Source organism: Pseudoalteromonas sp. SG45-3, from assembly GCF_014164075.1.
Taxonomy (GTDB): domain Bacteria; phylum Pseudomonadota; class Gammaproteobacteria; order Enterobacterales; family Alteromonadaceae; genus Pseudoalteromonas; species Pseudoalteromonas distincta.
Genome location: NZ_JACJEN010000011.1, coordinates 1 through 25,247, shown reverse-complemented (window position 1 = coordinate 25,247; position 25,247 = coordinate 1). Strand labels below are relative to the sequence as shown.

The following is a 25,247-nucleotide window of genomic DNA, read 5'->3' as shown; positions in this document are numbered from 1 at the left end:
CAATTTATCACCCAACTGCTAACTTCCCAGCCCCATGCCACATTTCACTTGGCATGGGGCTTGTTAATTCCCACGTTATATTCATTGGCTGGCTGCCGTTATGGCTTTGGTATTTAACCTCGCCGTAGTTTACAAAACCCATAGTTCGGCCATTTTCGTCTTTGCCTTGTTCGCGCACAAATAACAAGATGGTTTTGCCTGTTTGTTGGTGTTCAATATAGCTTAGACCGCGTCCGTGTTCTGGTCGTGAGTTATTTTGGCTTTGCCAATGGAACAGGGTCGGGCTGATTGCGTAGTCGTGATAAAGTGTCGTGGGTGAGTAAGTCTTCTCGCATTTATTTAGAGTTACAAAAAGCAGAATAATCTTCTGTTCTTCGATAACTAATACTCCCTCGCGAGCAGGTGACTTTTGCTCAAGCGTGTGGATGCCAAACGCGGCCAATATTTGTTGGCGGGTGTAGCGACTGTGTAATTTTATTGCGTGGTTAGGTAGGCACGCTAAATCACTTTCTTGTTGGTGAATACGGTTTATTAATAGCGTAATTACTTGCGTAAGTTCGTACTGTAGCTCTTTGTGTTTAAGTACTTTTAAGCTTTGTTCAAGCGTTTTAAATCCTAAACTTATACCTGTGGTATCCCAAAAGTTGTAATGCGCTATAAGCGCATACTGTTGATTTTGCGCTGTGGGCGTAAAACTAAAGTCGTTGTTACATAAATTACGTAAAAAGCATAAGTAGCTAAGGGAATCACAAGCGAATAGTTGATTGTTTATTGCTCGATAATACGCGGCGTAAATATCGGCTTGCTCTACGGGTATACCTGAGCTATTTAGTGAGTTCCATCCGCCACGTTTATAGATATCTTCTAGAGTCACTTGAGGATAAATGTACAGAAAATTCCCTAGAGTTAATTCCTTATCCGTATGTTGAGAGTAACTATTTATAAGCTTTATTAAGCGATCTCTAGTATTAATAGCATCTCTAATATTCTTTAGTATCGTTTTTTGTGTGCGTTTTTGTAGCTCTATACGGCAACCTAGCGGTAAATGCGGGAAGTTGTTTTCAATCTCGGTTTTTATAGGCTGGTTACTTTTACCAATGAGTGCGCGAAATTTACTGGCAAAGTCGTATTCTGGGCGAGCATTACCTACAAAGTCGAGCACGGTGCAGCATTGCTTTTGACTGTTGTCGGGCAGGCGCAAACCACGGCCTAGTTGCTGTAAAAACAGCGTTAAGCTTTCAGTCGGACGTAAAAATAGTAGGGTATCGACCTCTGGAATATCGACACCTTCGTTAAAAATATCAACCACGCAAAGTATTTGTATTTCGCCTTGGCGAAGTGCTTGTTGTTTGACCGCGCGCTCATTAGTGTTTTTACTGGTCAGTACATCGGCGTTTATACCCGCTAAGTTAAATTTTTCCGCCATAAATACAGCGTGATCTTGGCCTACACAAAACGCGAGTGCTTTTATTGTGTGAACATTGGTTACGATATCAGCAAGACTCGATATAATTTTATTAGCGCGGCTGTTCTCTCCTGTATAAAGGTTACTTAGCTCGCTTATATCGTAACGGCCACCTCGCCATGTTATTTGGCTTAGGTCGGTGTCGTCATCCAATCCAAAATATTGAAATGGGCATAAATGGCGTTGATTTATAGCCTCTGGCAAACGTATTTCGGCGGCTATTACTCCGCAAAAATCATCGAGTATATTTGCGCCATCTTGTCGCTCTGGCGTGGCGGTTAAGCCAAGTAATATTGTGGGCTTAAAGTGATTTAAAATAGCGCGGTAACTTGCAGCACTAACGTGATGTACTTCGTCTATCACTATGTAGTCGTAGTAATCGTGAGTTAAATTGAGTGATGCAATTTGGCTGTTCAGCGTTTGGATTGACGCAAATAATTGGTTGTAGCGCTGTGGCTTATAGTTACCTACCCACAGCTCGCCAAAGTCGTTATTTTTAAGCACGCCACGGTAAGCGCTTTGCGCTTGTTTTAGTATTTCTTCACGGTGGGCTACAAACAAAAAGTGTGCGTTTGGGTTTTTATCGTAAACAGTTTTAAAATCGAACGCCGATATGATGGTTTTACCTGTGCCGGTTGCAGCAACCACTAAATTTTTAAAACGATTATGTACGCTGCGCTCAGCACTTAGCTTTTCTAAAATAGCGAGCTGATGCGTTTTTGGTGTTATATCAAAATAAAACTGACTGCTTGATTGCCCAACACCGCGTTGCTCGTTAAGTGAATTAATGAGCCTTTCCTTACACTCAACAGCGCCTGTAAATAGCTCGAAGTCTTTTGATTCCCAGTAGGTTTCAAACGTACTTTTGGTTTTAGCTATTATGTGCGGGATTTCCTGTGCGGTAATTTTTAAGTTCCACTCAAGGCCGCTGGTAAGCGCCGAATGCGATAAGTTAGACGAGCCAATATAGCCTGTATGAAAACCCGTATTGCGCATAAACAAATATGACTTTGCGTGTAGGCGTTCTTGCTGATTATTATAACTTAGCTTTACTTCGGTATTTGGTAGGTTTGCTAAAAACTCAACGGCTTTAGCATCCGTTGCGCCCATGTACGAAGTAGTAATAACTTTGAGCTTATTGCCGCTTTTGGTAAACGCTTCAAGCTCATTTTTAAAAATGCGCAGCCCCGTCCATTTTATAAATGAGACAAGCCAGTAAATAGTGTCGGACGATTTAATCTCGCGCTTTAGCTCGGTTTCGAGCGATATACCTGCATTAGCACCGCTAAATAACTCGCTTTGCGTAAGGCCTGTGAGTGGGAATATATCGCTTGAGTAATCTTTAAGATTAGCCGCAATAGGGTTTTGGGTATTAAACAGCGCGGTAAGTATTCGGCCTTGGCTGTCGATCAGGTTTTCGTTAATTAGTTCGTCATCACGAATGTGATCTTTAAGCCAAAGTACAAGGCTGTTAGCTAGGCTAATTTGTTCTTGTAGGCGCTCGTTTGAGTTGGGAATAGCATCGATTGCATGCGTTACAAGTTTACTTAAAAAGCGTGAAAGCCATGTTGCCGCTTCGGCCGTTTCAAGCTGGCGCTCGCCAACATAAAATTGATCACGATTTAAGTTTTGCTCAATTACTTGCGTAATTAACTGCTCGTAAATACCAATTTGCTGCATTAAAACCACTCCCTGTTTGCGAGTAGTTAGTTTACTTAAATACGGTACAGCTACAAGTAATAATCGACTAAGTTACTAGTAATTAAGTACAAACGTGTGAGTTAAGTATTAGCCGATAGAACAATCAAATGATGATGCTAAGAAATTATCCCCTTCAACTTCACCTGCAAACACATAATTAATGAGTAATTACCTCGCATGGATTCGAGGAAAGGGATGCTTGCACATGGATGTGCGTTCATCGCGTTTACGTTCATATCAATTATTTGTTTAAGGATAAGTGAAATTGAGGGGCGCCGAGAGATTCCAAAGAGAAGTCGGCGGTTACTTCTCTTTGGTTGCCATCGCCAACGCGATATAAGTAAATTATTTTAAAAGCTTCGCTTTTCGCGCGAGCAAGCTGAGCGCCTACAGGTGTTTAGGTGGGTTTTGTAGCGTTGATTGAGGTAATGAGCTAGTTACTAAAGAGAAAGCGCGATGTAAAATCACACCTACAAGTGCTAAAGCTTAATAGGCGTACTTATCTCACAATCTTTGCATACTAAAGAGTAATTTTCTTTACGTTTGCTTGTTTTAGTATTGATGCTTGAGCACTCAGGGCATGGTGATTTCATTGGTGTGTTTACACTGCAATTGCCGCATTTCACAAAGTAACCATAACGTCCAGAAAGAGGCTGTAAGTTAGTCGAACTATTACATTGCTTACAAGCTAATGTTATCTCTTTGATTAGGTCACTTTTAGGTTTTACTTGTTCAGTAATGGTTTGCTTAGTCGCTATTAAAGTATCATCGTAAACAGGTTCTGATTCGCTTATCTTTGCAGATACATATGAAGGCTCTTGTAAGATAGGTGATATATTTTGCTCTAAAATAAACTGGCAAATTCTATCCAGTGTTTCTTCACTGAACCACGGTCGAACGTTCGTTGTAAAAAGATGAAGCGGATTAGGTTTAGACGCAGGAAGCTTCATTATTTCGAGTAATTTATCAGTTATAAATTCTGATTTAACCAGCCTCTCTTCAATTGTTTTTGGTGTGTTTTTCCGGTTGATAATGGCGTTGCTCGATATGGCACAAATACTATGCCACTCTCTGCCACCAAAACCCTGTTGCAGCTTGCCAAATAATTTAGTGAGTAGCTTTGGTGCATTGTCGCGCATTAGGCTTTTTAATAGCTCTAGTTGTAGTTCAACCTGTTTTATTGGCGATGGCATACCTTGCCAGTTGCCGCGGTAACTGCGACTCCATTCTTGATGTTCATTAATTGTTACTTCCCCTGTAATGCTTTTAGATTCGATAAGAATAAAGCCATAGGTGTATGCGATTAGATGGTCTATTTGTGCGGTTTCGCCATTGTGTTTAAATTTTACATCGTTAAACACAAATACCTGACTATGATCTTTAAAGGCGCGGCGTAAATAAAAGGCAACGTCGAGCTCTTGCTTTTGACCTGCTTGTATTTTAGATGAGTTGCTGTTGATGAGGGTTTTATCTTTTAGAATCATGAGGCGTCCTTTCAATCATGTATTTGCTTAGAATATCATTGAAGTACCGAATAAGAATACTGCTTAAGTTCAAAAAACGCGAGAGAAACTCCCACCTACAATTTAAAAGCTACGCTTTTCGCGCGAGCAAGCTTCGCGCCTACAGGTGTTGAGCTTGGCTATTAAGCTCAAAATGTCATTAACTTCCCATAAGTAACTTATGTTTTACTTATGGGGTTGGGTTTTATTTTACCGCCTATAAGTAAAGTAGGGTTTACTTATAGTTGATGAATATACATTCACACTTAAAAGTAAGTTATATTTGACTTTTGGGTAGGCTACCCTAAAATAAATTGTATAAGTAAACTATAGTTGACCTTTAATGAGTGAATTACTAGCAAAAAAAACACTTGGAAGAGTTGTTAAACGCACTGAAATGCCTGATCTATCAAAGCCGTTTTCGTCGGTGCGACTCGCTAAAGCGATTACTTCAAAGCGAACCGGCATGAAGCTTACGCTGGTTGATGTATCGCAAGCACTTAATATTTCAAAGCCTACGCTGATAAAAATAGAAAAAGGTGATGTGAATGTGCAGTTTTTTAATGTACTCAAAGTGATGGAATACTTGGGGTTGTCGTTTAGCCTTGTCAGTGATGACGAATCGCACCACAATAACAAGGATGAGGTGAGCGATGAGCAGTGGTATTAAAAAAAATAGCTTGGATGTATTTATTGGGCATACGCAAAAGATAGGTGCGATAACCCTTGATATAGGCTCTGAAAATGAAATTGCATTTACCTATGAGCTTGAGTGGATTAACAAGGGTTTTGCTATTTCACCACACTTACCGCTCAATGGTGATTTTGACTCACGTGATGTGCGTAATTATTTACAAAACTTATTACCCGAGGGCAAAGGTCTTGATGAGATTATAAGTAGTACTACTATCTCTAAAAATAATACGTTTGGTTTGATTAAAGTAATTGGCGAGGAAACGTCAGGCGCTTTGTCGTTTAGAGCAAGTAACAGTACTTTAAAGCAAACATCTTTTCGTGAAGTAACTAGGGTCTGTTGATCTTTGCGGATTAAAATTTGTCCAAACTAGGAGCTATTTAATCGCGATGCGAGATTTGCAACCTAGTGGGCTAAGTAAAAACCGAGCAACAAAGAGTAAATAGCTCCTAGGAAGAACCCTTCGGGCAGCGCCTGTTTGGCATTAATGCTACGTTATCGCCCATTTATGGGGAATAACCACACTGCATAGGCTCTGCCTTGCCTAAATACCAAACAGGCTGCTGCAAATTTAACCTTGAAAGAACAGCAGACCCTAGTGACGAGCTAAGCCAAAAACTTAAACGCTTTGTACAAGTTGGCGAGCCAATTACTCATTGGGATGGCCGAACTCGGCTCTCTGTTGCTGGCGTTCAAGACAAACTAAACCTACTCGAAATCGATAGTAAATTAGGATTTGGTGAAGGGGAGCTATGTTCTAATAAAATTTTTAAATTCGAAACAGGTACCGCTCCTTTCATTGCAGTAAATGAACTTTTTACCATGCTTTTGGCAAAAGAGTCGGGGCTCAATGTTCCCCATGTTGAGTTGCGTACTTACGCAGATGTAAGAGTATTTGTAATAGATCGCTTTGATAGGCGCGTTACACAAGATCAAAACCGTGTATTACGTCGTCATATTATTGATGGTTGCCAAGCCACTAATTTACCTCCTTCTTATAAATATGAGCGTCAGCATGGTGATGATGGGGATGGTATTTATATTCGAGATGGCGTTTCTTTTGCAAAACTCTTTAGTGTTAAAACAACGAATGTACAAGCGTATGAGGCTCAGCTTATTCGTTGGATGACATTTAATATTTTAGTACGTAATTACGATGCTCATGGCAAAAACATTAGTTTTTTTGTTGGTAAAAATGGTTTAGAGCTTACGCCGTTTTACGACTTGGTAAATATAGAGGCTATTATTGAGCAGGGAAGCATTGACCGTGATATGGGCTATTTACAGCCCAAAATATCAAGGTGTTATGCTATGTCAGTGGGTGAGCATAATTCGCAAAGTGCAGGCAATTTTACTAATGAGATTACAGCTTACATGTTAGCTGATTTTGCTGATGAATTTGCTATTTCACTACCACGGATGCAACTACTTATGAGTCAAACCGTTGACTCTGTATTAGCCGCAATTGATACGGCTAAAGTTTCTGCTGTTAAAAATAACTTGTCTACTGCTGAATTAGCACACATTGATTTGTGCATAAGAATAATTAATAAAGCTGCAAATAAGCTGAGTGAGCAAATAATACAACTACCAAATATGGATGCATTTATTTAAATTTCAGAAAATAAATACACGTATTTTGAGTAAGTAATTCATATTTTGGTTGCCAGCATCAACGCGATATTTACAAATTAAAATTAAAAGCGCGAGATAAATTCCGGCTTACAATTTAAAAGCTACGCTTTTCGCGCAAGCAAGCTGGGCGCCTACAGGTGTTCAGCTTGGCCTTATTTAAAAGCCAAAGCGCGATATAAAATCGCACCTACGCTTTTGTTAAGAGTGGTGTTTACATTAATGTAGGTGAGGTTTTATACCTCGCTTAAAAATACATTTTTTTACCACAGGAAAGTGAATTACTGTTCAATGTAGCGCTTAAAAGTAATGAGGCAATTAACTCTTCTATTCGCCTCATTGCATGAGGCAAATAAGTAGCATAGACTGAAGCTAATTACCTTTAGGAGTAAAGACTATGTGGATATGGCAACAGCAAAACTGGCCAAACTTTACGTGGGATGCTGCAGCGCTTGCTCCTTTACTAAGAGATCTTTCATATAATCAAGGTTTATTAGTAGGGCGTATGGGCGTGCAAAGTGCTCAACAAAAGCAGCAGGCCCTTGATACCTTACTTGCAAATATTATTTACTCCAGTGCGATTGAGGGTGAAAAGCTTAATGCATTTTCGGTTCGCTCTTCTCTTGCTAAAAAGCTCAATATTAATGAGCAACCTTACCCAACAACAGTGCAAAGCGATAATCTTGCAGAGATTATGCTTGATGCAATAAATAACACAGACTCACCGCTTAATTTAGAGCGAGTGCTTAATTGGCATCGCTTATTGTTTGCAGGTGAGCAAAGCTTATTTACTAAAATTGAGGGTGGGCAATTGCGTGGTGACGAGCCAATGCAAGTGGTATCGGGGCGCTTAGATAAACCGGTATTACATTTTACGGCGCCTCCTAAAGAGCGAGTAAATAAAGAGCTTTCGCTATTTTTTAACTGGTTTAACAAAACGCAAAACGAACCTCAAATAGATCCTTTTATTCGGGCAGCTATCGCACACTTATGGTTTGTAACAATACATCCACTTGAGGATGGTAATGGGCGTATTACACGCCTTATAACCGACCTGGCATTAGCGCAAGAACATGCTGAGTCAATTCGGTTTTACGCTATGTCGGTGGCTATTTTAGAAGACAGAAAAAGCTACTACGAGGTGCTTGAAGCCACTCAACGTGGAGATCTTTGTATTACAAAGTGGATTAAGTGGTTTTTATGTACGCTTAATAATGCGATACACCATACGCTTAATAATATTGAGCAAACAATTTTTAAAACCAATTACTGGGCAAGTAAAGATCAAACAAAGCTAGGTGAGCAGCAAGTAAAAGTGCTTAATAAGTTACTTGATGGCCAATTTGAACAGGGTATTAGCGCGAGTCAGTATCAAAAGGTAGCTAAGGTTAGCCGTGCAACCGCAACACGCCATTTATCGGACTTGCAAACGCTTGGATTTTTAACAAAAACCGCCGCAGGTGGGCGTAGTACACGTTACAAAATTGCCTAATGAGGCAATTACACATATTATTCGCCTCATTGTGTGAGGTGAATAGGTGTTTGAATTGTTGTAGGGGAGGTTTTATCTATGAATCTTTGTTTAGCTCTGTAATCGCTTTAATACTAAATGCGTGCATAGTTGTGTAGTGTTGCTTTTTAATGATTGTTTTAACGATACTTTGGTCAATATTTAAGTAATCGTGAACAAGAGCATTTCGTAAGCCTATAATTTTACGCCATGAAAGTAGTTCTGCCTCGCTCAAAAAGCCTAAATTAGTAAGTTCGCTAAATGTTTGATAGGCGTTGCTACTGGTACTACTTTTGTGCTGCTTTAGCCAATGCTTTGATAAACCAATACACACCGCGGTCATTAACTGTAGTAATCGCTCTGCAGCTCGGTAGTCTCTGCTATTAAGTGAATCGATTTGACTGAGCTCGTCGAGTTCTTGCATATATTCGTCAACATGGCGTGTTACTTCACTTAAATAAAGTGTAATTCCGGTATCAATATGTTTACTCGCTATGGTTTCAAATTCGAACTGGCTATTTATACGCTGCTGCTCTTTCATCGCTCTAACACTATTATTGCTTATAATTATTTTTCCATATTCAATAACGTTGAAAGCTAAATAACTTGGAATAATATTTATATCAACAATCGAAATAAGTTGTTCGTTAAGATTAAGTGCATTACTTATTTCAAGCTCAAGCTCTTTTGGCCTAAGGCGCTTATCGAACGATTCCAGATCAAAGTTTTTAAATGCTATGGCTAAATCAATGTCACTATGGGGCTGGGCTGTCCCTTTTGCATGGGAGCCATATAGCCAAACTACATCAATGTCGGTGTTTTGATGTAAATACTCAATTATTTTTTGTATAACTTCATTTGCCACGAAAAGTAACCATTGATAAAAACAGTAATAATAACCTGTCAGTTTTATAGTGAACATTAAAACTGATATTTGTTTTATTTAATTTAAACGCTTCGCTTTTGCGCGAGGTAAACTCCCGCCTACAATTTAAAATACTATTCCAACCGCGTTACTTTTACTTTTATTTTACCTGCATTAGCGCCATAAAAGCGGCTTAGGTCGTTTGCGAATGGGCAAAACTCGCCTGATTTATCCATTTTAATGTCGGCGCCGTTGGCTATTTCAAAAAGGTGATCGTCGTTTTTATTTATAGCACCAATGAGTGAAAACCATTGTGCGCGAGGAAATCGTCTAAATGGTTCAAGCACAGCCATCGGGATTTCTTTTACGCCAAGTTGAACGTTATCGCGGTTCCAGCCTAATGGCGTGCACTTTATGCCATCGTCAAACCAATATTGATTTGGGTATGGGGTAAAGCGGTACGTAGCGCCTTGCTCTAGCATGAGGCCGGTTGCATTGTATTGCTCAGAGGCAAATACCATTACATCTTGGCTTTGGTTAATGCCCAGCACACTCATGTTTTGATTAGCCAGTTCTATATGTTGGCTTAAACCAATAAAGCTAAGTGTGGTGTTGTCGTTATAGCTAATTTTGTAATGCAGTTTTTTAAGCGATTCTGGGCGGTAACTGGTTAGCTTATTAATGCGTTCGGCTACGCTGAAGTGCACTAAAGGCTCAAGGTTGCTGGCTTCGTCATCAATTAATACATAGCACTGCCTATCTACTAATTTAAAAAATGGGTTAAACCAAAAGTAATTTTGTTGATGACTTAATGCGAGCGGATCGGGCGTTACGGTTACGTCATCTTGTGCTACTAAGTTGCTATCGGGGAGTAGGGTTTCGTAATCTATATCGTGGCTAGTGAGTAACGAAATATTAAGCGGTTGTTCTATTAACCACTCAAGTGCGTAGCGCAAGCAAATATCGGCTAGGCCATCGCGGTAGTAACCGCCGCCAATGTCTGAATGCGCTCCTGCAAACCATAGCTCGGTAATATTGCTTTGATGGTTCATGAGTGTGGGTTCAAACGCGCGGCGTTTTTCATCAAGGGCTACGCAGTGCAGCGCGTGAGTAATGTTGTTGGCAATGGTGTGGTTTTCAAAAATAACGTGCTCTGCGCCGCGTGTGGCTTTACTTACTTTTGATAAGCCAATAGAGGCGACAGTATCAAACACACATACGTAAACATTATCAGCAATTAAAGGCTCAAGGATTTTGGCAAAACGCCTAGCAAGTGCACCGCCTCGGCTAAAACCCGTTAGCAGTATGGTATCGCCTATTAGGTAGTGAGCTTTAAAGTCGCTTAATGCTTGATTTAAAATACTGGATACGTCGTCACCACGAGGTGCAAGAGTTTGGTTTAAAATGCGTTTAAGGCGGCTGCCTTTAGTGCCAATACCTTGATAATAAAAACTGAGTTGGTTAGCAAAAGGAGTAATGGGGGAGTCTTCTAATTTACCGCCAAGCAGTAAATGCAATTTTAGAATGTTGGTAATATTAGAGTCTTCTTTAAAATGCTCTGAGCTAAATTGCTCTGCATCACGGGGCTCGTTTCCTGTGCCGTCAAAATTAAAAATTAGCGTTTTACCCGTCATAACCCAATTTCCTTAGTTGTTTTAAATACTCTACACAGACAATGTTAAATATTAAAGACAATATTTAGGTTAGTAACAAATACGCCAACTAATTTGTTGGCGTATTAAAAGTGCGGGTTATAGGCTATTAAAAGTATAGTGATTTAGCTGCGTGCCCTCTGCGGGTTTTAATGCGGGGTTTAACTTAATTAATTGCTCGTAAACCTCAGGATAAAACGTTTTTAATCGTGCTGCGCGAGAAAGGTGATTCGGTTCAATTTTTTCAACAAGCTGTAAGGCTAAAGGAATCATTGGGCTTAACTCCCCTTTGGTGTAGCTTTGCTCAAGCGCTAGGTCGAGTATATCTACGCCTAATTTTTCTGAATCAGCGGGTATTTTATTATCAATTAGAAATTGTACTACCTCGACAGAAGACGATACAGCTTGTACATAAACGTCGCGCCCATACGTATCGGTAATCGAAAAATCAAAACCAGCTTGTTTAAGCTTTTGCCATTGACTAAGAGGAAAACGACTTAATCTTGCTAAATCACTCGGTGGCTTAGGTTCAACTCGGCTTTGCCAGATCGTTATAAAGTCATGAGGCTCTAATAGTAGGAATGTAAAAAGTGTATCGGTTTCTGTTTGAGTTAATGGTGTACTAAGGCTGTACTCATAAGCTTTTTGGTAATCTTTTTTAGACAAATATTGGCTGAACGCGCTTTGACTTCTATCGTTTGAAAGCTGATTGCTTAGTATACTCCACCAGTAATTAACTAATACGGGGTCTTGTTCTTGTAAAACATATTCGAAGTTATTACCTTGCTCTTTTTTTACCTCTAGCACCGTATTATATGCTCGCATAGTAGAGTGTAATTGTTCTGTAGCGCTTAACTGCTGCTGTAATAGTTCACAGTTTTGTCTTTTATTATCTAGATCTTTCTTTTGTTGCTTCAAATCTACTAAAAAACGTGCAACATCAGAATTATCGGGCTCACTCACTTGGGGCAATGTGGCGTTATCTATTTTACCAATAGGGTTAAAGTAAGCATATTGCTCAGGGTTTTCCTGCCCATTAATATAGGCGCCTTGCTGGTAAATAAAATCACTTACAAAAAAAACGCCTTTGCTATTTAGGTAGTCACTAGCATTGCCGATATGAGCTTTATAGCCCTGCTCTGTAAGGTAGTCCAACATTTGAGTATGCTTTGCATCTAAAGGGGCTAGCGTTAAGTTACCGCTTTTAGGCAGGCTTACTATTGCAACGTCTAAACCCGTAAATAAGCCTGGCTGATTGGTTGGTGTTACGCCTAGTTGCTGCAGTGCTTTTACAAGCGGTAAATTAAACTGGCTTACGGCAATATCAGCCATGTTATATAAAACAGAATTTTCTTCGTACAGCGGCATAGCATCCAGTGCCGACACCTGCTTCATAAGCGCAAAAATATACTCATTAGGAATGTTGTTTTTAATCGCAGTAGCCACTTCATTTACTGTGAATTGGTTAGATGAAATTGCCTGCTCAAACTCTTTTGGCGTAAATTTATTTGCATTAAGCACAAACAATGTAGCCGGGGAAATAACCTCACTGCCTTCAAGTTTAATAAACGTTTTAGAATAAGTGGTAAATGTATCTGTGTTGTTTAATAAAGCATAAAGGGTTTCTTTTTGTACATTTTCATCAAGGGGTACACTCAGAGTAAGTCCTGGAGGGCTATGCTTATTATCTCCAAGCTGTTGAATCATTTCTTTTACTTTATCATTGGTGAAGCCTTTAATTGCCTCAATGCCTTGCCAATTAGCTAATTCGTTTAAAGAGCTAGTAATATTAAGCTGCTGTTTTTGCTCAGTAACTATGGCATCTCTTAAAAAGGCAATGTATTGACGCTTATTGATTTCTGATAGGTTTGCATACTTTAAAATCGTAGGGACCGACGTCCCTTTTTTAAGCTCACTCACAAAAAATGAAACAAGCGATTGGTTTAAATTATTTATTTTTATATGTTGTTGCTGTGATTGATCTCTGCAAAGGCGAATATCTTTTTTTAGATCTGTGACTATTCGAAGCGGGGTGCCTTCTGCAGGCTGCTTTTTATTAACTAAGTTAGGCTCAGTGGCATTTGGTGCAGCCACGTTGGGCTGCTCTACATCGGCTGTGTTAGGCTGGGTTTTAAATAGATATACTGCCAAAGCCGCTATAATTATAAGTCCGAGAAGTAGCTTTTTCATAACCGCCAATCCTTTGATGTTATTAAAATATTCTCACATCGTACTACTTTAGGTACGCAAAGTGCAAAAAAGCTTTAAGAGATAATACTTATTAACTCTTAAAGCTTTTTTGTGGTTTTGTGAGCGTACTTAATTTATTAGTGCAACTTCATTTTAGGGCGCACTACACGCAGCACTTTTTCGCTTATCCATAATGCAAAGGTTTTTGCGCTACCGTGTATGGCGCGTTGGTGCATACGGTATAAAGATATATACATAAAGCGGGCAATTTTACCTTCAATAAAAAAGGTATTGCTGGTTAGATTGCCCATTAAGTTGCCTACAGTGCTGTAGCTTGATAAGTTAACAAGTGAGCCATGGTCGCTGTATTTAAAGCCGCGTAGTGGTTGCTGCTTTAGCGTTGCGATTAGATTTTTTTCGACGCACTGCGCCATTTGATGCGCCGATTGTGCTCGAGGTGGTACTTGCTTGCCATCGGCTTGGGTAAATGCGCAGCAATCGCCTAATACAAAAATGCTTTCGTCTACGGTGCTTTGTAAAAACTCGTTTACTTGAATTTGGTTGCTGCGCGTCAGCTCAAAAATACCTAAGTCTTTTATAAAATCAGGTGCTTTTACGCCTGCTGCCCACACCATAATATCGGCATCAATGTGTTCTTCATCTTTGGTGATAAAGCCTTGTGCGGTGCCTTCTTTTACTTGTGTTTGCTCGCGCACGTTTACGCCAAGTTTTAATAGCTCACGTTTTGCACTTACGGCAATACGCTCTGGTAATGCTGGTAAAATACGTGGTCCGGCCTCTATTAAATGTATATGTAAACGCTTAGACGACATATTTGTTAAGCCATAAAGCTTTAATAGTTCAGACACATGATAAAGCTCAGCTGAGAGTTCAACACCGGTAGCACCGCCGCCTACAATGGCAATATTAAGTGATTGCTGTTGGTTGTCGTCTTGGTGAAGGCGTGTAAAGCTATCTAGTAATGAATGCTGAAAGCGCTCTGCTTGTTGGTTTGAGTCTAAAAAGTAGCAGTGATCTTTTATACCTGGGGTATTAAAGTCGTTACTTACGCTGCCAATGGCAATGACTAGGTGGTCGTAGCGCACGGTGCGCTCGGGTAAAATTGTGTGGCCTAGCTCGTCTAAAAGTGGTGCAAGGGTAACTGTTTTATTGCTTTGATCTATATTGCAAAAAGTACCAAGTTGAAAGTTATAGTGGTGTTTTGCAGCATGGGCTGAATACACAACGCCATCTAAATCGGGGTCAATAGAGCCTGTCGCTACTTCGTGCAGTAACGGCTTCCATATGTGGGTACGGTTTTTATCTATTAGTAGAATTTCAGCTTGTTTTTTTTTTCCTAATTTATGACCTAATTGCGTTGCGAGTTCTAATCCGCCAGCACCACCGCCAATAACGACGATTTTAGGTGTAGTAATATTCATAACGTTGCCCTCAAAAATAATATACCCAAGTGATCTGTATTTTTATTCGTTTTTTAAGATGACTTGGGTATCAATAAATTATTTTGGCAACAAGTAGTTACTACTCATTTTATAGTGCTCTAGTTTGCGCTTAAATAAAGGTGATGTCAGCAATAAATAATGTTATTTGTTGTATACTTATACCCAAACCGTCTCAATATGCAGAATTCAGCGTTTCACAGGGGCTTAATATCAAGGCGTTACTTTGCAAGAATGGCAGCCCCCTTTTAAGAAGTAACAACGATGAGAGTAAGTGCCTGTGAAACGCCCAATGGGTTGGTTTAAAAGCGATTTATACTGCGTTATTGATTTTAACAATAGAACCACTATTATTTGCAATCAATGCCTTGCCTAAATCGCTTTTAACTCCAACTGAAACTCTCATCTTGAGATGGTTTGGGTATACATGCAAATATTTCATCTACACCGCATTTTTATAAGCATGACTATTGTTTAGCCATCAAAAGGACATTTATGACCACGCCACTAATTCAATCACTTGAGCAGCACTTTGGTTTTAGCCAATTTAGAACAGGGCAACAACAAACTATAGAGCAGCTTTTAAATGGTCAATCGTCGTTGGCTATATTTCCGACCGGCTCGGGTAAATCGTTGTGCTATCAATTAACTGCGTTGCATTTACCAAATTTAACGTTAGTTGTTTCGCCTTTACTAGCATTGATGAAAGATCAAATTAGCTTTTTAAATAGCAAAGGTATTTACGCGGCTAGCCTTGATTCGAGCCAAGATCAAATGCAAAGCAGCACCGTAATGAATGATGTGCGAAATGGTAAAATTAAAGTACTAATGGTGTCGGTTGAGCGCTTTAAAAACGAGCGTTTTAGAGAGTTTATAAGCCAGGTGGCGCTTTCGATGTTAGTGGTAGACGAAGCGCACTGTATATCTGAATGGGGCCATAACTTTAGACCCGACTACCTTAAACTACCGCGTTACCGCGAAGAGCTTAATATTCCTTTAGTATTGCTGCTTACGGCAACGGCGACTAAAAAAGTTAAACGCGATATGGCAGAGCGATTTGCTATATCGCCTGAGTGTATTGTGCAAACGGGCTTTTATCGCGCCAATTTAGATTTAAGCGTGCTGAGCGTTAAAACCGCCGATAAAAACACCGAGCTTACCAACATTGTGCGCGCGCAAAATGGCCCTGGTATTGTGTATGTAACGCTACAGCAAAGCGCCGAGCAAGTTGCTAATGTGCTAAGTGCACAAGGTGTGCACGCGGTGGCGTATCATGCGGGGCTTGAAGATACGCTACGCTGGCAAATTCAAGATGACTTTATGGCGGGTAAAATTAACGTAGTGGTGGCAACCATAGCCTTTGGTATGGGCGTTGATAAGTCAGATATTCGTTTTGTTATACATTACGATTTACCAAAATCGATTGAAAACTACAGCCAAGAAATTGGCCGAGCAGGGCGCGATGGCAATCCATCAAACTGCTACACCCTTGCCAATTTAGATGGGCTAAATACGGTTGAAAACTTTGTATATGGCGACACCCCTGAGCTTAGCGGTATTGAATACGTAATTAACGATATTCGCCAAAGCCACCAGCAATGGGAAATGCAAGAATACAGCTTATCAAGCGAAAGTAATATTAGACAACTGGCACTTAAAACCTTACTTGTACAACTAGAAATGCAAGGCGCTATAACGCCGCAATATGCCTACTACGCTGATTTTAAATATAAATTTTTGGTCGATAAAAACGAGCTACTAAGCCAGTTTGACGAGCAACGCCAAGCATTTTTAACACAAATATTTAGCCATACCGATTTTAAAAAAATATGGGGCACGCTAAATTTTGACTCCCTTACGCAAGCCGCGCAGGTTGATCGAAAACGCGTAGTGGCAGCCCTTGATTACCTAGCCGAAAAAAACCTAATAACGCTCGAAACCAAACGTATTACCCAAGTATACAAAGTGCATAGCGAGGTTATAAATAACCCAGAACTTGCCCAGCAACTACACGACTACTTTAGTGATAAAGAACAAGCCGAAATTAAACGTATTGCTGCACTGGTACGCTTTTTTGAGCTACAAAGTTGCTTGAGCTATAACTTAGCGCGCTATTTTGACGATCAAAATGCACCACAGCAATGTGGGCACTGTAGTGTGTGTAGAGGTCATGCGGTTAAGCTTGAATACTCTATAGAGCCTGCATATGTTGAGGAGCAACTTATTTATCAAAAGGTGGATGAGTTTTTAGCGCATATGGCAGACAAAGGTAATCATAATGTGGGTATTGAAACCCAATGCCGCTTTTTAGCTGGGATGAGTGTGCCATTATTTGCGCGTAATAAAGTGCGCCAATTGAGTGGTTTTGCACTGTGCGAGCAAATGCGTTACAGCGATATTAAAGCAAAACTACTAGCGCGTTAAATTAGTTACTGTATCCTAGTGGCTTATTCAAAAAAGTAAGCCACTATGCCTCATATTGTTATTCCTGTTGAAAATATTTCTACTACCCCAGAGCCTGTTACGTGTGCTAACTGCCAAGCCTGTTGTTGCCAATTAGAAGTGCGCATAGTAACCGACACCGGCGTGCCATTTAACTACATTGAATACGATAAATGGGGCAGCGAAGTAATGAAACGCGCTGACGACGGTTGGTGCCAAGCACTCGACCGCAATACGCTTATGTGCTCCATTTACGAAAACCGCCCATTAGTTTGCCGCGAGTTTGAAATGGCCTCAGACGAATGCATTACCGAGCGCGATTTAGCGGGTATATAGTCCGCTATTATTAAAGTACATAAACAACAAAGGGGCTTAAAAGCCCCTTTGTTTATTGTTTACTATAAAAATTAAACTTTAAAGTAGCTAATATACTTTTTAAGCGTGTTTGAAAGGTCAGCTAATGCAACGGCTTCTTGTGCGTTACTGTTAAGAGACATGCTGGTTTCTTTAGACATACTGGCAATTTCTTCCACGCCGGTACTAATTTGCGCCACGGTGGCTACTTGGTTTGATGTTGATTCAACAATTTCAAGCACGTTACTTAATGAGTCGTTAGCTTGTTGCTGTATTTGATGCAGTAACTCGTTTGCTTCGTGGGTAAGCGTTAGGCCATTTTCTACTTGCGGTACTGTGGTTTCCATAGCTGTTACCGACGCTTGCGTGTTTTCTTGCACTTGCAAAATCATCTTTTCAATGTCGCCTGTTGCATCACCGGTACGCTGGGCAAGTTGCCTTACCTCGTCAGCTACAACAGCAAAACCTCGGCCAGTTTCGCCTGCTCTTGCAGCTTCTATTGCCGCATTTAGTGCAAGCAAGTTTGTTTGATCAGAAATGCTGCGGATCACACTTAAAATATCGCCAATGTGTTTTACATGTTCTTGCAGCACGTTTACTTGGGTAACTGTGGCTTTTACGGTTACAGAAATTTGCTCAATTTCCGCCGCTACTTTTTGCACTGCAATACTACCTTGCTGCGATAGTTGTGCAGTTACTTTTGAGTTATCTTCGGTTTGTTTAACAGAGCCTGCAACTGCATTAATACTGCGGCTCATTTCTTCTAGGCTGCTTACTGCCGAGTTTGTATAGGTTACTTGTGCGTCAGCGGCACTAAGTGCTTGCTGCGAGCCAGACGCTACGCTTGCAGAGTGAGTAGAAAGCTCTTCAGATGAGTTAATAATGCTATCTACAATGGCTTTTAATTTAGATTGCATAACCCCTACAGAAGCCATCATGCTATTTGGGCAACACGACTGTACATCACCTCTTAAATCGCCTTGGGCAATAAGGGCAATTACTTCGGCGGCTTCTTGTGGTTCGCCACCTACTGACTTTCTGATCAGTTGGCTAATAACATACGCTACGCTTGCACCTATTAAAATTGCAAGCGCGGTGAGCGAAATCATCCAAATTTCAAATGAACTGGCAATATCGAGAGTATCAATAGTGGTGGTTTGATTTGCTTGCTCTTGCAGGTTTATAAATTGGTTTATAACACTTAGCCACTGGGTAAACGCAGGGCGCGCATCGGTTAATAAAATGCGTTCAGCTTCGTTTAGGTTTCCTGCATTTTTAGCGTTTATTACACCTTGAATGAAAGGCTGAGTGCGCTGCTCTATTTGATTTATTTTATTAATTAAAGCGCGCTCTTCACTATTCATATCACCCATTAGCTTAGCCATAGCGCGGCTTGACGTTTGGTAAAATGCGTTTAGCTCTTGTATGTTATTTAACACGGTACTTAAACTGCTTTGCTCGGTAATTAGCACTACGTCGCGCACGGCTATTGCTCTGTCGTGTACGCTGCCTCTGAAGTTAATTGCGTAACGTTGCTTTACCGAATTTACGTCGGTCATGTGGGTAATGTTATTATTAATAAGGCTAACGCGCGAAATTCCAATAATGGTTAAAATAATCATCATTGATAAAATTACGCCAAAGCCGGTCGTTAAACGCATGTTTATGGTCATGGTTGATCCCAAGGGTGAGTCAATACGCGCAAGAGCAGCTTGTATTATTAGTGAAAATACTTAAACAATAGCAGCATTATGCCTTATTAATTAAAGTTTTATTAGCAATAAGGTAGGTGATTGTTAATTTAGTTTACAAGCGTAACTTTGGCGGGGCATATTTTACAGGTATTAAAAAAGGAGCAAAATGCTCCTTAGTGTTATATAAAAATATTATATAAAGGTTTAGTCGTACTTTGCTTCTAGCTCATTAGCTGTATGAAACTTCTCATGGCTTTGTAATTGCTCGTCGTATTTAACGAGGTTTTTAAAGTGCGCTAATTGACCTGAGTTTTTAACTATTTCAACAATAAACGACATCATAAAGTCAGCGCCCGTTAGGGTATCGCCCACTAAATAACGTTTACCTTCTAGGCGGTCGTTAAAGTAGCTAATTACTTTAGCTGTTTCAGCGTCGGCATAGCCTTCTAAAAACTGTGTTTTAGCGCCGTCTTTTAGTACAAACATTTTAAGTAAAAGCGGTAAAATTGCTGAGCTTTCTGCAAAGTGCAGCCACTGTTGGTAGTCAACATATTCAGCGGTATCTACTTTTGGAGCAAATTTACCATTGCCGTATTTAGTAATAAGGTAGTCTGTAATAGCGCCTGATTCAGCAATAATTAAACCGCCGTCTTCAATTACCGGTGACTTACCAAGTTGATGAATATGCTTTAGTTCATCAGGCGCTAAAAATGTATCTTTATTACGCTGATAAGCCACAATTTCGTAGTCAACATCTAGTTCTTCTAAAAGCCAAATTATACGTTTAGAACGGGATTTATTTAAATGGTGTAGTTTAATCATGTCAGTCCTTTTTTGGCTTGTAAGGGCTTTGCCTTACAAGCCGTATAAAATTAAAGTGGGTTATTAATTTTAACCACAGTTTTACCAAAGTTTTTACCGCATATCATATCGTTGAACGCGTCTACTGTATTTTCGATGCCTTCTACCATGTGCTCACGGTATTGAATTTTTCCGTCTTGTAGCCATTTTTGCATGTCTTGTGCAAACTCGTCGTAACGGTCGCCGTAATCATCAAAAATGATAAAGCCTTGCATTTTAATACGCTTAGTAAGCAATTGACCCATTAGCATACCTAAACGGTCTGGGCCTTCTGGCAAGCTAGTTGCGTTATATTGCGATACTAAACCACACAATGGTACGCGTGCTGCGGTATTTAGTAATGGTAGTACGGCGTCGAATACTTTACCGCCCACATTTTCGTAATAAACATCAATGCCTTTATCACAGGCTTTTTCTAACTGCTCTGCAAAGTCATCAGCTTTGTGATCAATACAGGCATCAAACCCTAGTTTTTCAACGGCGTGTGCACATTTTTCGCTACCACCAGCAACACCCACTACTTTACAGCCTTTAATTTTAGCTATTTGACCAACCGTTGCGCCTACAGGGCCTGTTGCTGCTGCAACAACTACGGTTTCGCCTTCTTTAGGCTGGCCAATATCAAGTAAACCCATGTAAGCAGTAAAGCCAGGCATACCCATAATACCTAATGCGTATGAAGGGTTTGCAGGCTCTTTACCTAACTGCATTAAGCCTTCGCCGTCGGTAATGGCGTAGTCTTGCCAACCTGTGTAGGCAAGTACCCATTCGCCTTCGTTAAACTTATCGTTTTTAGACTCTTCTACTTGGCACACTGTTGCGCCAACCATTACATCGCCAATATTAACAGGGTCAGCATACGACTTAGCATCGCTCATACGACCACGCATGTACGGGTCTAGCGATAGGTAAATAGTACGTAGTAAAACTTCGCCGTCTTTTAATGCAGGAAGCTCTACCGTTTTTAATTTAAAGTTTTCATCTGTTGGAGCGCCATTAGGGCGTGATTCAAGAGTAAGTTGGCGACTAGTCGTAGACATATAAGATCTCCTATTAATATAAATAAACTACTTACCGAATGTTTACGTTTTAAAAATCGTGTTCAGCTAAACAATAATGCGCGGCTAAGCAGTATGAATATGTACAATGCGTACCTTAATAAAGGAGTTTTGGGCGGGTGGTTGATAATTCAACCTTTGCGCAGATTTAATTAGAGTAATTAGTCTGCTTTGAGCTTACTAAATATATGATTGTTGTAAAGTACCCCGTTTTTATAAATGGCCTGTTTAAGCACAGCCTCTTGCTCAAAGCCGCTCTTAGCAAGTGCTTTCATAGAGCCGGTATTACCAGCAAACACGGCACCAAAAATTCTGTTTAAGTGTGAGCTTGCAAACGCTTCATTGCATATAAGTTCAATAGCGCGAGTAATAATACCTTGCCCCCAATAGGCTTTATTAAGCCAATAACCAATTTCGCCACTGCGTTTGTATTCAAATTCGCCGGGAGTTATACCAATACAGCCCGCAAATTGCCCATTTACAACAATGGCCTTAATAATGCCGTTTTTTGAGCCTTGGCTTATCCACCAGTTTGCATCGGCTTGCGTATACGGAAACGGAATTTTTGACGATAAATAACGCGTTACCTGTTCATCATTTAAGGTGTTAATAATAAAAGGCGCGTCTTGGGCTTTAAACTCTCTGAGGGTGATCATATTTTTTCATAAATTTTTAGTATGCACACTAACTTAACAATCATTTAAGAGTTAAACAATCAGAACCTAAATTAAACGCTTTACGGCTATTACTTTGTTTTAAAGTCCTCTAATATAAGCAAAATATTACACCTATTTTAGATGCCATTATGCACCCTCACATTAAAGCGCTTTATAACAGCGCCCTAAAACCAAGCCGTTTAATTATTGGTTTAATGAGCGGCACCTCGTTGGATGGGCTTGATGTTGCACTGTGTAAAATAACGGGCGCGGGCTTAAATACTCACATTGAGGTTTTAAATTTTACCACCGTTGACTACAACGATGATTATAAAACTAAAATAAAGCAGGTATTTGCCAAACGAGAGTGCGATTTAGAGCTTGTAACTTTACTGCACCCGTGGGTAGGTAAACTCCATGGCGATATGGTTAACCAGTGCTTACATACTTGGCAAATAAACCCAGCAAGTATTGATGTAATAGCAAGCCACGGGCAAACCATTTACCACTGCCCGCAGTCGCAGCATAATCACAAAAGCTTTACTAATGGCACCTTACAAATTGGCGATAGCGACCAAATAGCCGTTACTACGGGTATTACTACCATTGGTGATTTTAGGCAAAAACACATAGCCGCAGGAGGCGAGGGCGCACCGCTTGCTGTGTATGGCGATTATTTGTATTTTTCGAGCGCTGTGGAGAGTCGGATTTTGCTAAATATGGGCGGCATAGCTAACTTAACGTTTTTACCCAAAAATGGTGATGCAAACCGTGTGTTTAGCTCCGACATTGGCCCCGGTAATACCATTATGGATGCCTACGTACAGCAACATTTTAAAGATATGCATTATGACGATGGCGCAAAAATAGCTAAAGCAGGCAAGGTAAATACACCATTATTAAATGCATTGTGTAATAACGCATTTTTTAAACTCCCAATGCCTAAAACCACAGGGCCTGAGGTATTTAACTTAGCGTATTTAAACACCGCACAGCAGCTTACAAATACACAGCACTTAAGCCATGAAGATGTAATGGCCACCTTAAATACCTTTACAGCAACCGCTATAGCAAATGCATTAAACGAGTGTGCAGAGCGCGCACAAAATTGTGTGGTGTATGCAAGTGGTGGGGGTATTCATAACCCATTACTAATGGCGCAACTTACAACGCTTTGCCCACGTATTAAGGCTTTTAAAAATACCGACGATTTAGGTATTAACCCTGATGCAAAAGAGGCTGTGTTATTTGCTATTTTAGCAAACGAATGCCTAGCCGGAGAGCAGCAACACCTAAGTAACACCGCACAAGGTATTGCGGGAGTTACTATGGGTAAAGTAAGTTTTGCAGACTAGGGCGTGTTGGTCTTTGTGGATTGAAATTTGTTCAATCTAGAGGCGATTAAATCGCGGCGCGAGGTTTGTAACCTAGTGGGTTAAGTAAAAACCGAGCAAAGCTTCTGCGTCCTGCTCACGCCCCTTACCTACATCCATGTAGGCAACAAAGAGTTAATCGTCCCTAGAAAGAACCCAAAGGGCAGTGCATGTTTGGTATTTATGCTGCGTTATCGCCTATTTATGGGGAGTAACCACACTACATAGGCTCTGCCTTGCCTAAAAACCAAACATACTGCTGTAAATTCACCCACCAAAGTTCAACACGCCCTAACAACTTATAAGTAGTGTCGCGTAATTTAAGTGCAGTTTGCATTAAAACAGCGATAAAAACGTAGAGCCCATACTTGCAAAGTAGCTACGAACGCCCTGTGACTTGGTATGTTCAGTTTTTATTTGCTCAGGAATATAGCCTTGCTCAAATGCTTTAATGTACACATCGAGTTGCTGGCTTTCTTTTAAGGTCGTGTTTTTTCCGTGCAGCATCATTTGCACTACAAAACACTGGCTTTGTGTAATGTTACTTAAAGTAAGATTTACAGTACCAGATTCAAGGTCTGCATTGCTCAGCGTTTTTTCAGTAAAATACTGCGCCCCACGCGCACTGGGCTGCGTTGCACTTAGTGAAATAACATCGCTCTCATTTGCGCCATCAGGCAACACACACTGCAGCGTAATGTTATGCGCAGCATTGGCTTTTAGCGATAGCTTTTCATATTCCATAGCGTGGCTCATCGCCGCAGACATAGAATCATCAAATGATTGCAGTGCAAATGTTAGTTGCACTAAGGGTGTACTCATCTTACTTAATCTTCTTGAGTCTATTCATTTATCGGATAGAGATTATCGCGGATCAAAGTTACAGATTTATGACTAATTGCATTATTTAGTACAATTATTGAGTAGTTTGATCAAAGAGGATCTTTTTGTTCTTTCTCATCCAACTTTGGAATGTTTTATCACACATCTGGAATGAAGAGCCATATGTGGCAGTGCTTGTAGCGATGGTGCTTCCGTTCCTTATTTGGGTTCTTTTCATAGGGGACAGAATTTTGTTTTTAGGCTTAAACTAATTAAACAGAGATTCCCAACTAAAATTCTATACTTTATCTTTTTTGGTTTATTACTGTATGGATAGCGGTTTATTGTTGTACCTCATATTAATAGAGCGGTGTTAGCGGCCAAGATAAATGTCGCAATGCAAATGTTCTAAGGCGGTTATGAGCGAAAACCAGTTATTGAGATTGGCTAAATATAGTAGTTAATTGATTGGTCAAACTGCTTTTTGCGCATATATTCATGAAAATGCGCGCTGCGCGCAAATTGGATTATTAACTTCACCTAAAAACTTTAGAAAACTTAGTGATAGTAATACCTTAGGTAATTTGCTAAAACTATATAAAGTAGATAGATGAGCGTTATGTCGGCAGAAATATGCTTGATGAGCGTACTATTAAATTGCTAGGTGTTCGGCAGATCTTACACTAGGGATATAACTTGAAAATTAGACACTTAGAAGAATTTGATCATAAAGATCTTCATAATATTTATAGCTTTACGGAAGTAATGGCAAATACATCACAACTTCCTTTTTTGAGCTCTTCGCAAGTTTCAAATCTCTTTTCAGCATCAAATCAATACACGTTAGTCGCAGAAGTTGATGGTAAGGTGATTGGACACGTGACGCTATTCCTAACGGATAAAGTTCGGGATAAGCATACTGCTTCTATTGCCATCGCTGTTCACCCTGAAAGTCACGGACAAGGTGTCGGAAAAGCCTTGATGCATGAAGCAATCAATCAAGCTGATAATTGGCTTAATTTAGTTCGTGTTGAATTAGAGGTTCATGCTGATAATCTTTCAGCCAAAGCTCTGTATGAAAAGGTAGGCTTTGAAACTGAGGGCATTAAGCGTTTGAGTACATTCAAAAGTGGACGGTATATAGATATGGTTATCATGTCCAGAATCAGCCCTGCACATGGAATGAACGCATAACAAGAGACTATGGCGTCAATAGTTAATTTATAACTTTTGGCGCTTCCCATGAAACACCGTCTCTTAGCATTGAATTTAAGATAACAATCATCTTTCTAATGCAGGCAATTATTGCGACTTTT

19 protein-coding genes and 2 pseudogenes are annotated in these 25,247 nt (G+C 40.1%); 8 read left to right on the top strand and 13 right to left on the bottom strand.

Translation table 11 applies throughout. The features are described from left to right. Nucleotides 1–7: 7 nt before the first annotated feature. A complete protein-coding gene (locus H5126_RS13145; RefSeq protein WP_182720987.1) occupies nt 8–3,145 on the bottom strand; it encodes a DUF3427 domain-containing protein in 3,138 nt (1,045 codons plus the stop codon). A 500-nt stretch (nt 3,146–3,645) separates the two neighbouring features. Beyond that, a complete protein-coding gene (locus tag H5126_RS13140) occupies nt 3,646–4,650 on the bottom strand; it encodes a nuclease-related domain-containing protein (RefSeq protein ID WP_182720988.1) in 1,005 nt (334 codons plus the stop codon). 361 nt (nt 4,651–5,011) lie between these two features. On the opposite strand from H5126_RS13140, the gene H5126_RS13135 reads away from it, so the two are divergent. From H5126_RS13135 to H5126_RS13120, 4 genes are all read left to right on the top strand, one after another. Beyond that, entirely contained in the window at nt 5,012–5,338 is a 327-nt protein-coding gene (locus tag H5126_RS13135) for a helix-turn-helix domain-containing protein (RefSeq protein WP_033026800.1), read from the top strand. Next, nucleotides 5,322–5,705 (top strand): HipA N-terminal domain-containing protein, encoded by a 384-nt coding sequence (locus tag H5126_RS13130; RefSeq protein WP_259413684.1) that lies wholly within the window; start codon nt 5,322–5,324, stop codon nt 5,703–5,705. The genes H5126_RS13135 and H5126_RS13130 overlap by 17 nt, the downstream gene beginning before the upstream one ends. A 197-nt stretch (nt 5,706–5,902) precedes the next feature. After that, nucleotides 5,903–6,976, top strand: a complete 1,074-nt coding sequence (locus H5126_RS13125) for a HipA domain-containing protein (protein WP_259413686.1) — start codon at nt 5,903–5,905, stop codon at nt 6,974–6,976. Nucleotides 6,977–7,391: 415 nt separating this feature from the next. Then, the gene (locus H5126_RS13120; RefSeq protein WP_182720989.1) at nt 7,392–8,486 is read left to right on the top strand and encodes a Fic family protein; all 1,095 of its coding nucleotides are present in this window, start codon (nt 7,392–7,394) and stop codon (nt 8,484–8,486) included. Nucleotides 8,487–8,562: 76 nt separating this feature from the next. On the opposite strand, the gene H5126_RS21655 is transcribed toward H5126_RS13120, so the two are convergent. The 5 genes and pseudogenes from H5126_RS21655 to H5126_RS13100 all read right to left on the bottom strand — a co-directional run bounded on the left by H5126_RS21655 (nt 8,563) and on the right by H5126_RS13100 (nt 14,653). Further along, on the bottom strand, nt 8,563–9,045 hold the full coding sequence (locus tag H5126_RS21655) for a type VII toxin-antitoxin system HepT family RNase toxin (protein ID WP_182720997.1): 483 nt from the start codon (nt 9,043–9,045) through the stop codon (nt 8,563–8,565). Next, nucleotides 9,028–9,426, bottom strand: a pseudogene (gene mntA / locus H5126_RS21650) (type VII toxin-antitoxin system MntA family adenylyltransferase antitoxin); the annotation flags it as partial. The gene H5126_RS21655 and the pseudogene mntA, both read right to left, overlap by 18 nt. Before the next feature lie 77 nt (nt 9,427–9,503). Beyond that, on the bottom strand, nt 9,504–11,003 hold the full coding sequence (locus H5126_RS13110) for a DUF2235 domain-containing protein (RefSeq protein WP_182720990.1): 1,500 nt from the start codon (nt 11,001–11,003) through the stop codon (nt 9,504–9,506). Between the two features lie 117 nt (nt 11,004–11,120). Beyond that, nucleotides 11,121–13,211: a cupric reductase gene (locus tag H5126_RS13105; RefSeq protein WP_182720991.1), complete on the bottom strand. Its 2,091-nt coding sequence runs from the start codon at nt 13,209–13,211 to the stop codon at nt 11,121–11,123. 137 nt (nt 13,212–13,348) lie between these two features. Beyond that, the gene (locus tag H5126_RS13100) at nt 13,349–14,653 is read right to left on the bottom strand and encodes an NAD(P)/FAD-dependent oxidoreductase (protein WP_002962796.1); all 1,305 of its coding nucleotides are present in this window, start codon (nt 14,651–14,653) and stop codon (nt 13,349–13,351) included. 513 nt (nt 14,654–15,166) lie between these two features. On the opposite strand from H5126_RS13100, the gene H5126_RS13095 reads away from it, so the two are divergent. Together H5126_RS13095 and H5126_RS13090 are read left to right on the top strand one after the other, a co-directional pair. Continuing rightward, nucleotides 15,167–17,095 carry an ATP-dependent DNA helicase RecQ gene (locus H5126_RS13095; protein ID WP_182720992.1) on the top strand — a complete coding sequence of 643 codons (1,929 nt, stop codon included), beginning with the start codon at nt 15,167–15,169 and terminating at the stop codon, nt 17,093–17,095. 45 nt (nt 17,096–17,140) lie between these two features. Next, nucleotides 17,141–17,449, top strand: a complete 309-nt coding sequence (locus H5126_RS13090) for a YkgJ family cysteine cluster protein (RefSeq protein WP_002962790.1) — start codon at nt 17,141–17,143, stop codon at nt 17,447–17,449. Between the two features lie 71 nt (nt 17,450–17,520). On the opposite strand, the gene H5126_RS13085 is transcribed toward H5126_RS13090, so the two are convergent. The 4 genes from H5126_RS13085 to H5126_RS13070 all read right to left on the bottom strand — a co-directional run bounded on the left by H5126_RS13085 (nt 17,521) and on the right by H5126_RS13070 (nt 21,736). Continuing rightward, nucleotides 17,521–19,140, bottom strand: a complete 1,620-nt coding sequence (locus tag H5126_RS13085; RefSeq protein ID WP_182695256.1) for a methyl-accepting chemotaxis protein — start codon at nt 19,138–19,140, stop codon at nt 17,521–17,523. A 225-nt stretch (nt 19,141–19,365) separates the two neighbouring features. After that, entirely contained in the window at nt 19,366–19,983 is a 618-nt protein-coding gene (locus tag H5126_RS13080) for a glutathione S-transferase family protein (protein ID WP_024597791.1), read from the bottom strand. A 50-nt stretch (nt 19,984–20,033) separates the two neighbouring features. Next, nucleotides 20,034–21,062, bottom strand: coding sequence for an NADP-dependent oxidoreductase (locus tag H5126_RS13075; RefSeq protein WP_002962785.1), 1,029 nt, complete (start codon nt 21,060–21,062; stop codon nt 20,034–20,036). Nucleotides 21,063–21,241: 179 nt separating this feature from the next. After that, nucleotides 21,242–21,736, bottom strand: coding sequence for a GNAT family N-acetyltransferase (locus tag H5126_RS13070; RefSeq protein ID WP_182720993.1), 495 nt, complete (start codon nt 21,734–21,736; stop codon nt 21,242–21,244). Between the two features lie 149 nt (nt 21,737–21,885). On the opposite strand from H5126_RS13070, the gene H5126_RS13065 reads away from it, so the two are divergent. After that, entirely contained in the window at nt 21,886–23,091 is a 1,206-nt protein-coding gene (locus H5126_RS13065) for an anhydro-N-acetylmuramic acid kinase (protein WP_182720994.1), read from the top strand. A 354-nt stretch (nt 23,092–23,445) separates the two neighbouring features. On the opposite strand, the gene H5126_RS13060 is transcribed toward H5126_RS13065, so the two are convergent. Further along, complete coding sequence (locus tag H5126_RS13060) at nt 23,446–23,931, bottom strand: hypothetical protein (protein WP_010554987.1); 486 nt, start codon at nt 23,929–23,931, stop codon at nt 23,446–23,448. Nucleotides 23,932–24,627: 696 nt separating this feature from the next. On the opposite strand from H5126_RS13060, the gene H5126_RS13055 reads away from it, so the two are divergent. Continuing rightward, nucleotides 24,628–25,125, top strand: a complete 498-nt coding sequence (locus H5126_RS13055) for a GNAT family N-acetyltransferase (protein ID WP_182720995.1) — start codon at nt 24,628–24,630, stop codon at nt 25,123–25,125. 22 nt (nt 25,126–25,147) lie between these two features. Here the strand turns inward: H5126_RS13055 and H5126_RS13050 are convergent. Continuing rightward, nucleotides 25,148–25,247: pseudogene (locus H5126_RS13050) on the bottom strand (IS110 family transposase); the annotation flags it as partial.

Bases quoted from the DNA above. Each gene is read 5' to 3' on its own strand.
- H5126_RS13145 (WP_182720987.1), bottom strand. From the start codon at position 3,145: ATGCAGCAAATTGGTATTTACGAGCAGTTAATTACGCAAGTAATTGAG.
- H5126_RS13140 (WP_182720988.1), bottom strand. From the start codon at position 4,650: ATGATTCTAAAAGATAAAACCCTCATCAACAGCAACTCATCTAAAATA.
- H5126_RS13135 (WP_033026800.1), top strand. From the start codon at position 5,012: ATGAGTGAATTACTAGCAAAAAAAACACTTGGAAGAGTTGTTAAACGC.
- H5126_RS13130 (WP_259413684.1), top strand. From the start codon at position 5,322: ATGAGCAGTGGTATTAAAAAAAATAGCTTGGATGTATTTATTGGGCAT.
- H5126_RS13120 (WP_182720989.1), top strand. From the start codon at position 7,392: ATGTGGATATGGCAACAGCAAAACTGGCCAAACTTTACGTGGGATGCT.
- H5126_RS21655 (WP_182720997.1), bottom strand. From the start codon at position 9,045: ATGAAAGAGCAGCAGCGTATAAATAGCCAGTTCGAATTTGAAACCATA.
- H5126_RS13110 (WP_182720990.1), bottom strand. From the start codon at position 11,003: ATGACGGGTAAAACGCTAATTTTTAATTTTGACGGCACAGGAAACGAG.
- H5126_RS13105 (WP_182720991.1), bottom strand. From the start codon at position 13,211: ATGAAAAAGCTACTTCTCGGACTTATAATTATAGCGGCTTTGGCAGTA.
- H5126_RS13100 (WP_002962796.1), bottom strand. From the start codon at position 14,653: ATGAATATTACTACACCTAAAATCGTCGTTATTGGCGGTGGTGCTGGC.
- H5126_RS13095 (WP_182720992.1), top strand. From the start codon at position 15,167: ATGACCACGCCACTAATTCAATCACTTGAGCAGCACTTTGGTTTTAGC.
- H5126_RS13090 (WP_002962790.1), top strand. From the start codon at position 17,141: ATGCCTCATATTGTTATTCCTGTTGAAAATATTTCTACTACCCCAGAG.
- H5126_RS13085 (WP_182695256.1), bottom strand. From the start codon at position 19,140: ATGACCATAAACATGCGTTTAACGACCGGCTTTGGCGTAATTTTATCA.
- H5126_RS13080 (WP_024597791.1), bottom strand. From the start codon at position 19,983: ATGATTAAACTACACCATTTAAATAAATCCCGTTCTAAACGTATAATT.
- H5126_RS13075 (WP_002962785.1), bottom strand. From the start codon at position 21,062: ATGTCTACGACTAGTCGCCAACTTACTCTTGAATCACGCCCTAATGGC.
- H5126_RS13070 (WP_182720993.1), bottom strand. From the start codon at position 21,736: ATGATCACCCTCAGAGAGTTTAAAGCCCAAGACGCGCCTTTTATTATT.
- H5126_RS13065 (WP_182720994.1), top strand. From the start codon at position 21,886: ATGCACCCTCACATTAAAGCGCTTTATAACAGCGCCCTAAAACCAAGC.
- H5126_RS13060 (WP_010554987.1), bottom strand. From the start codon at position 23,931: ATGAGTACACCCTTAGTGCAACTAACATTTGCACTGCAATCATTTGAT.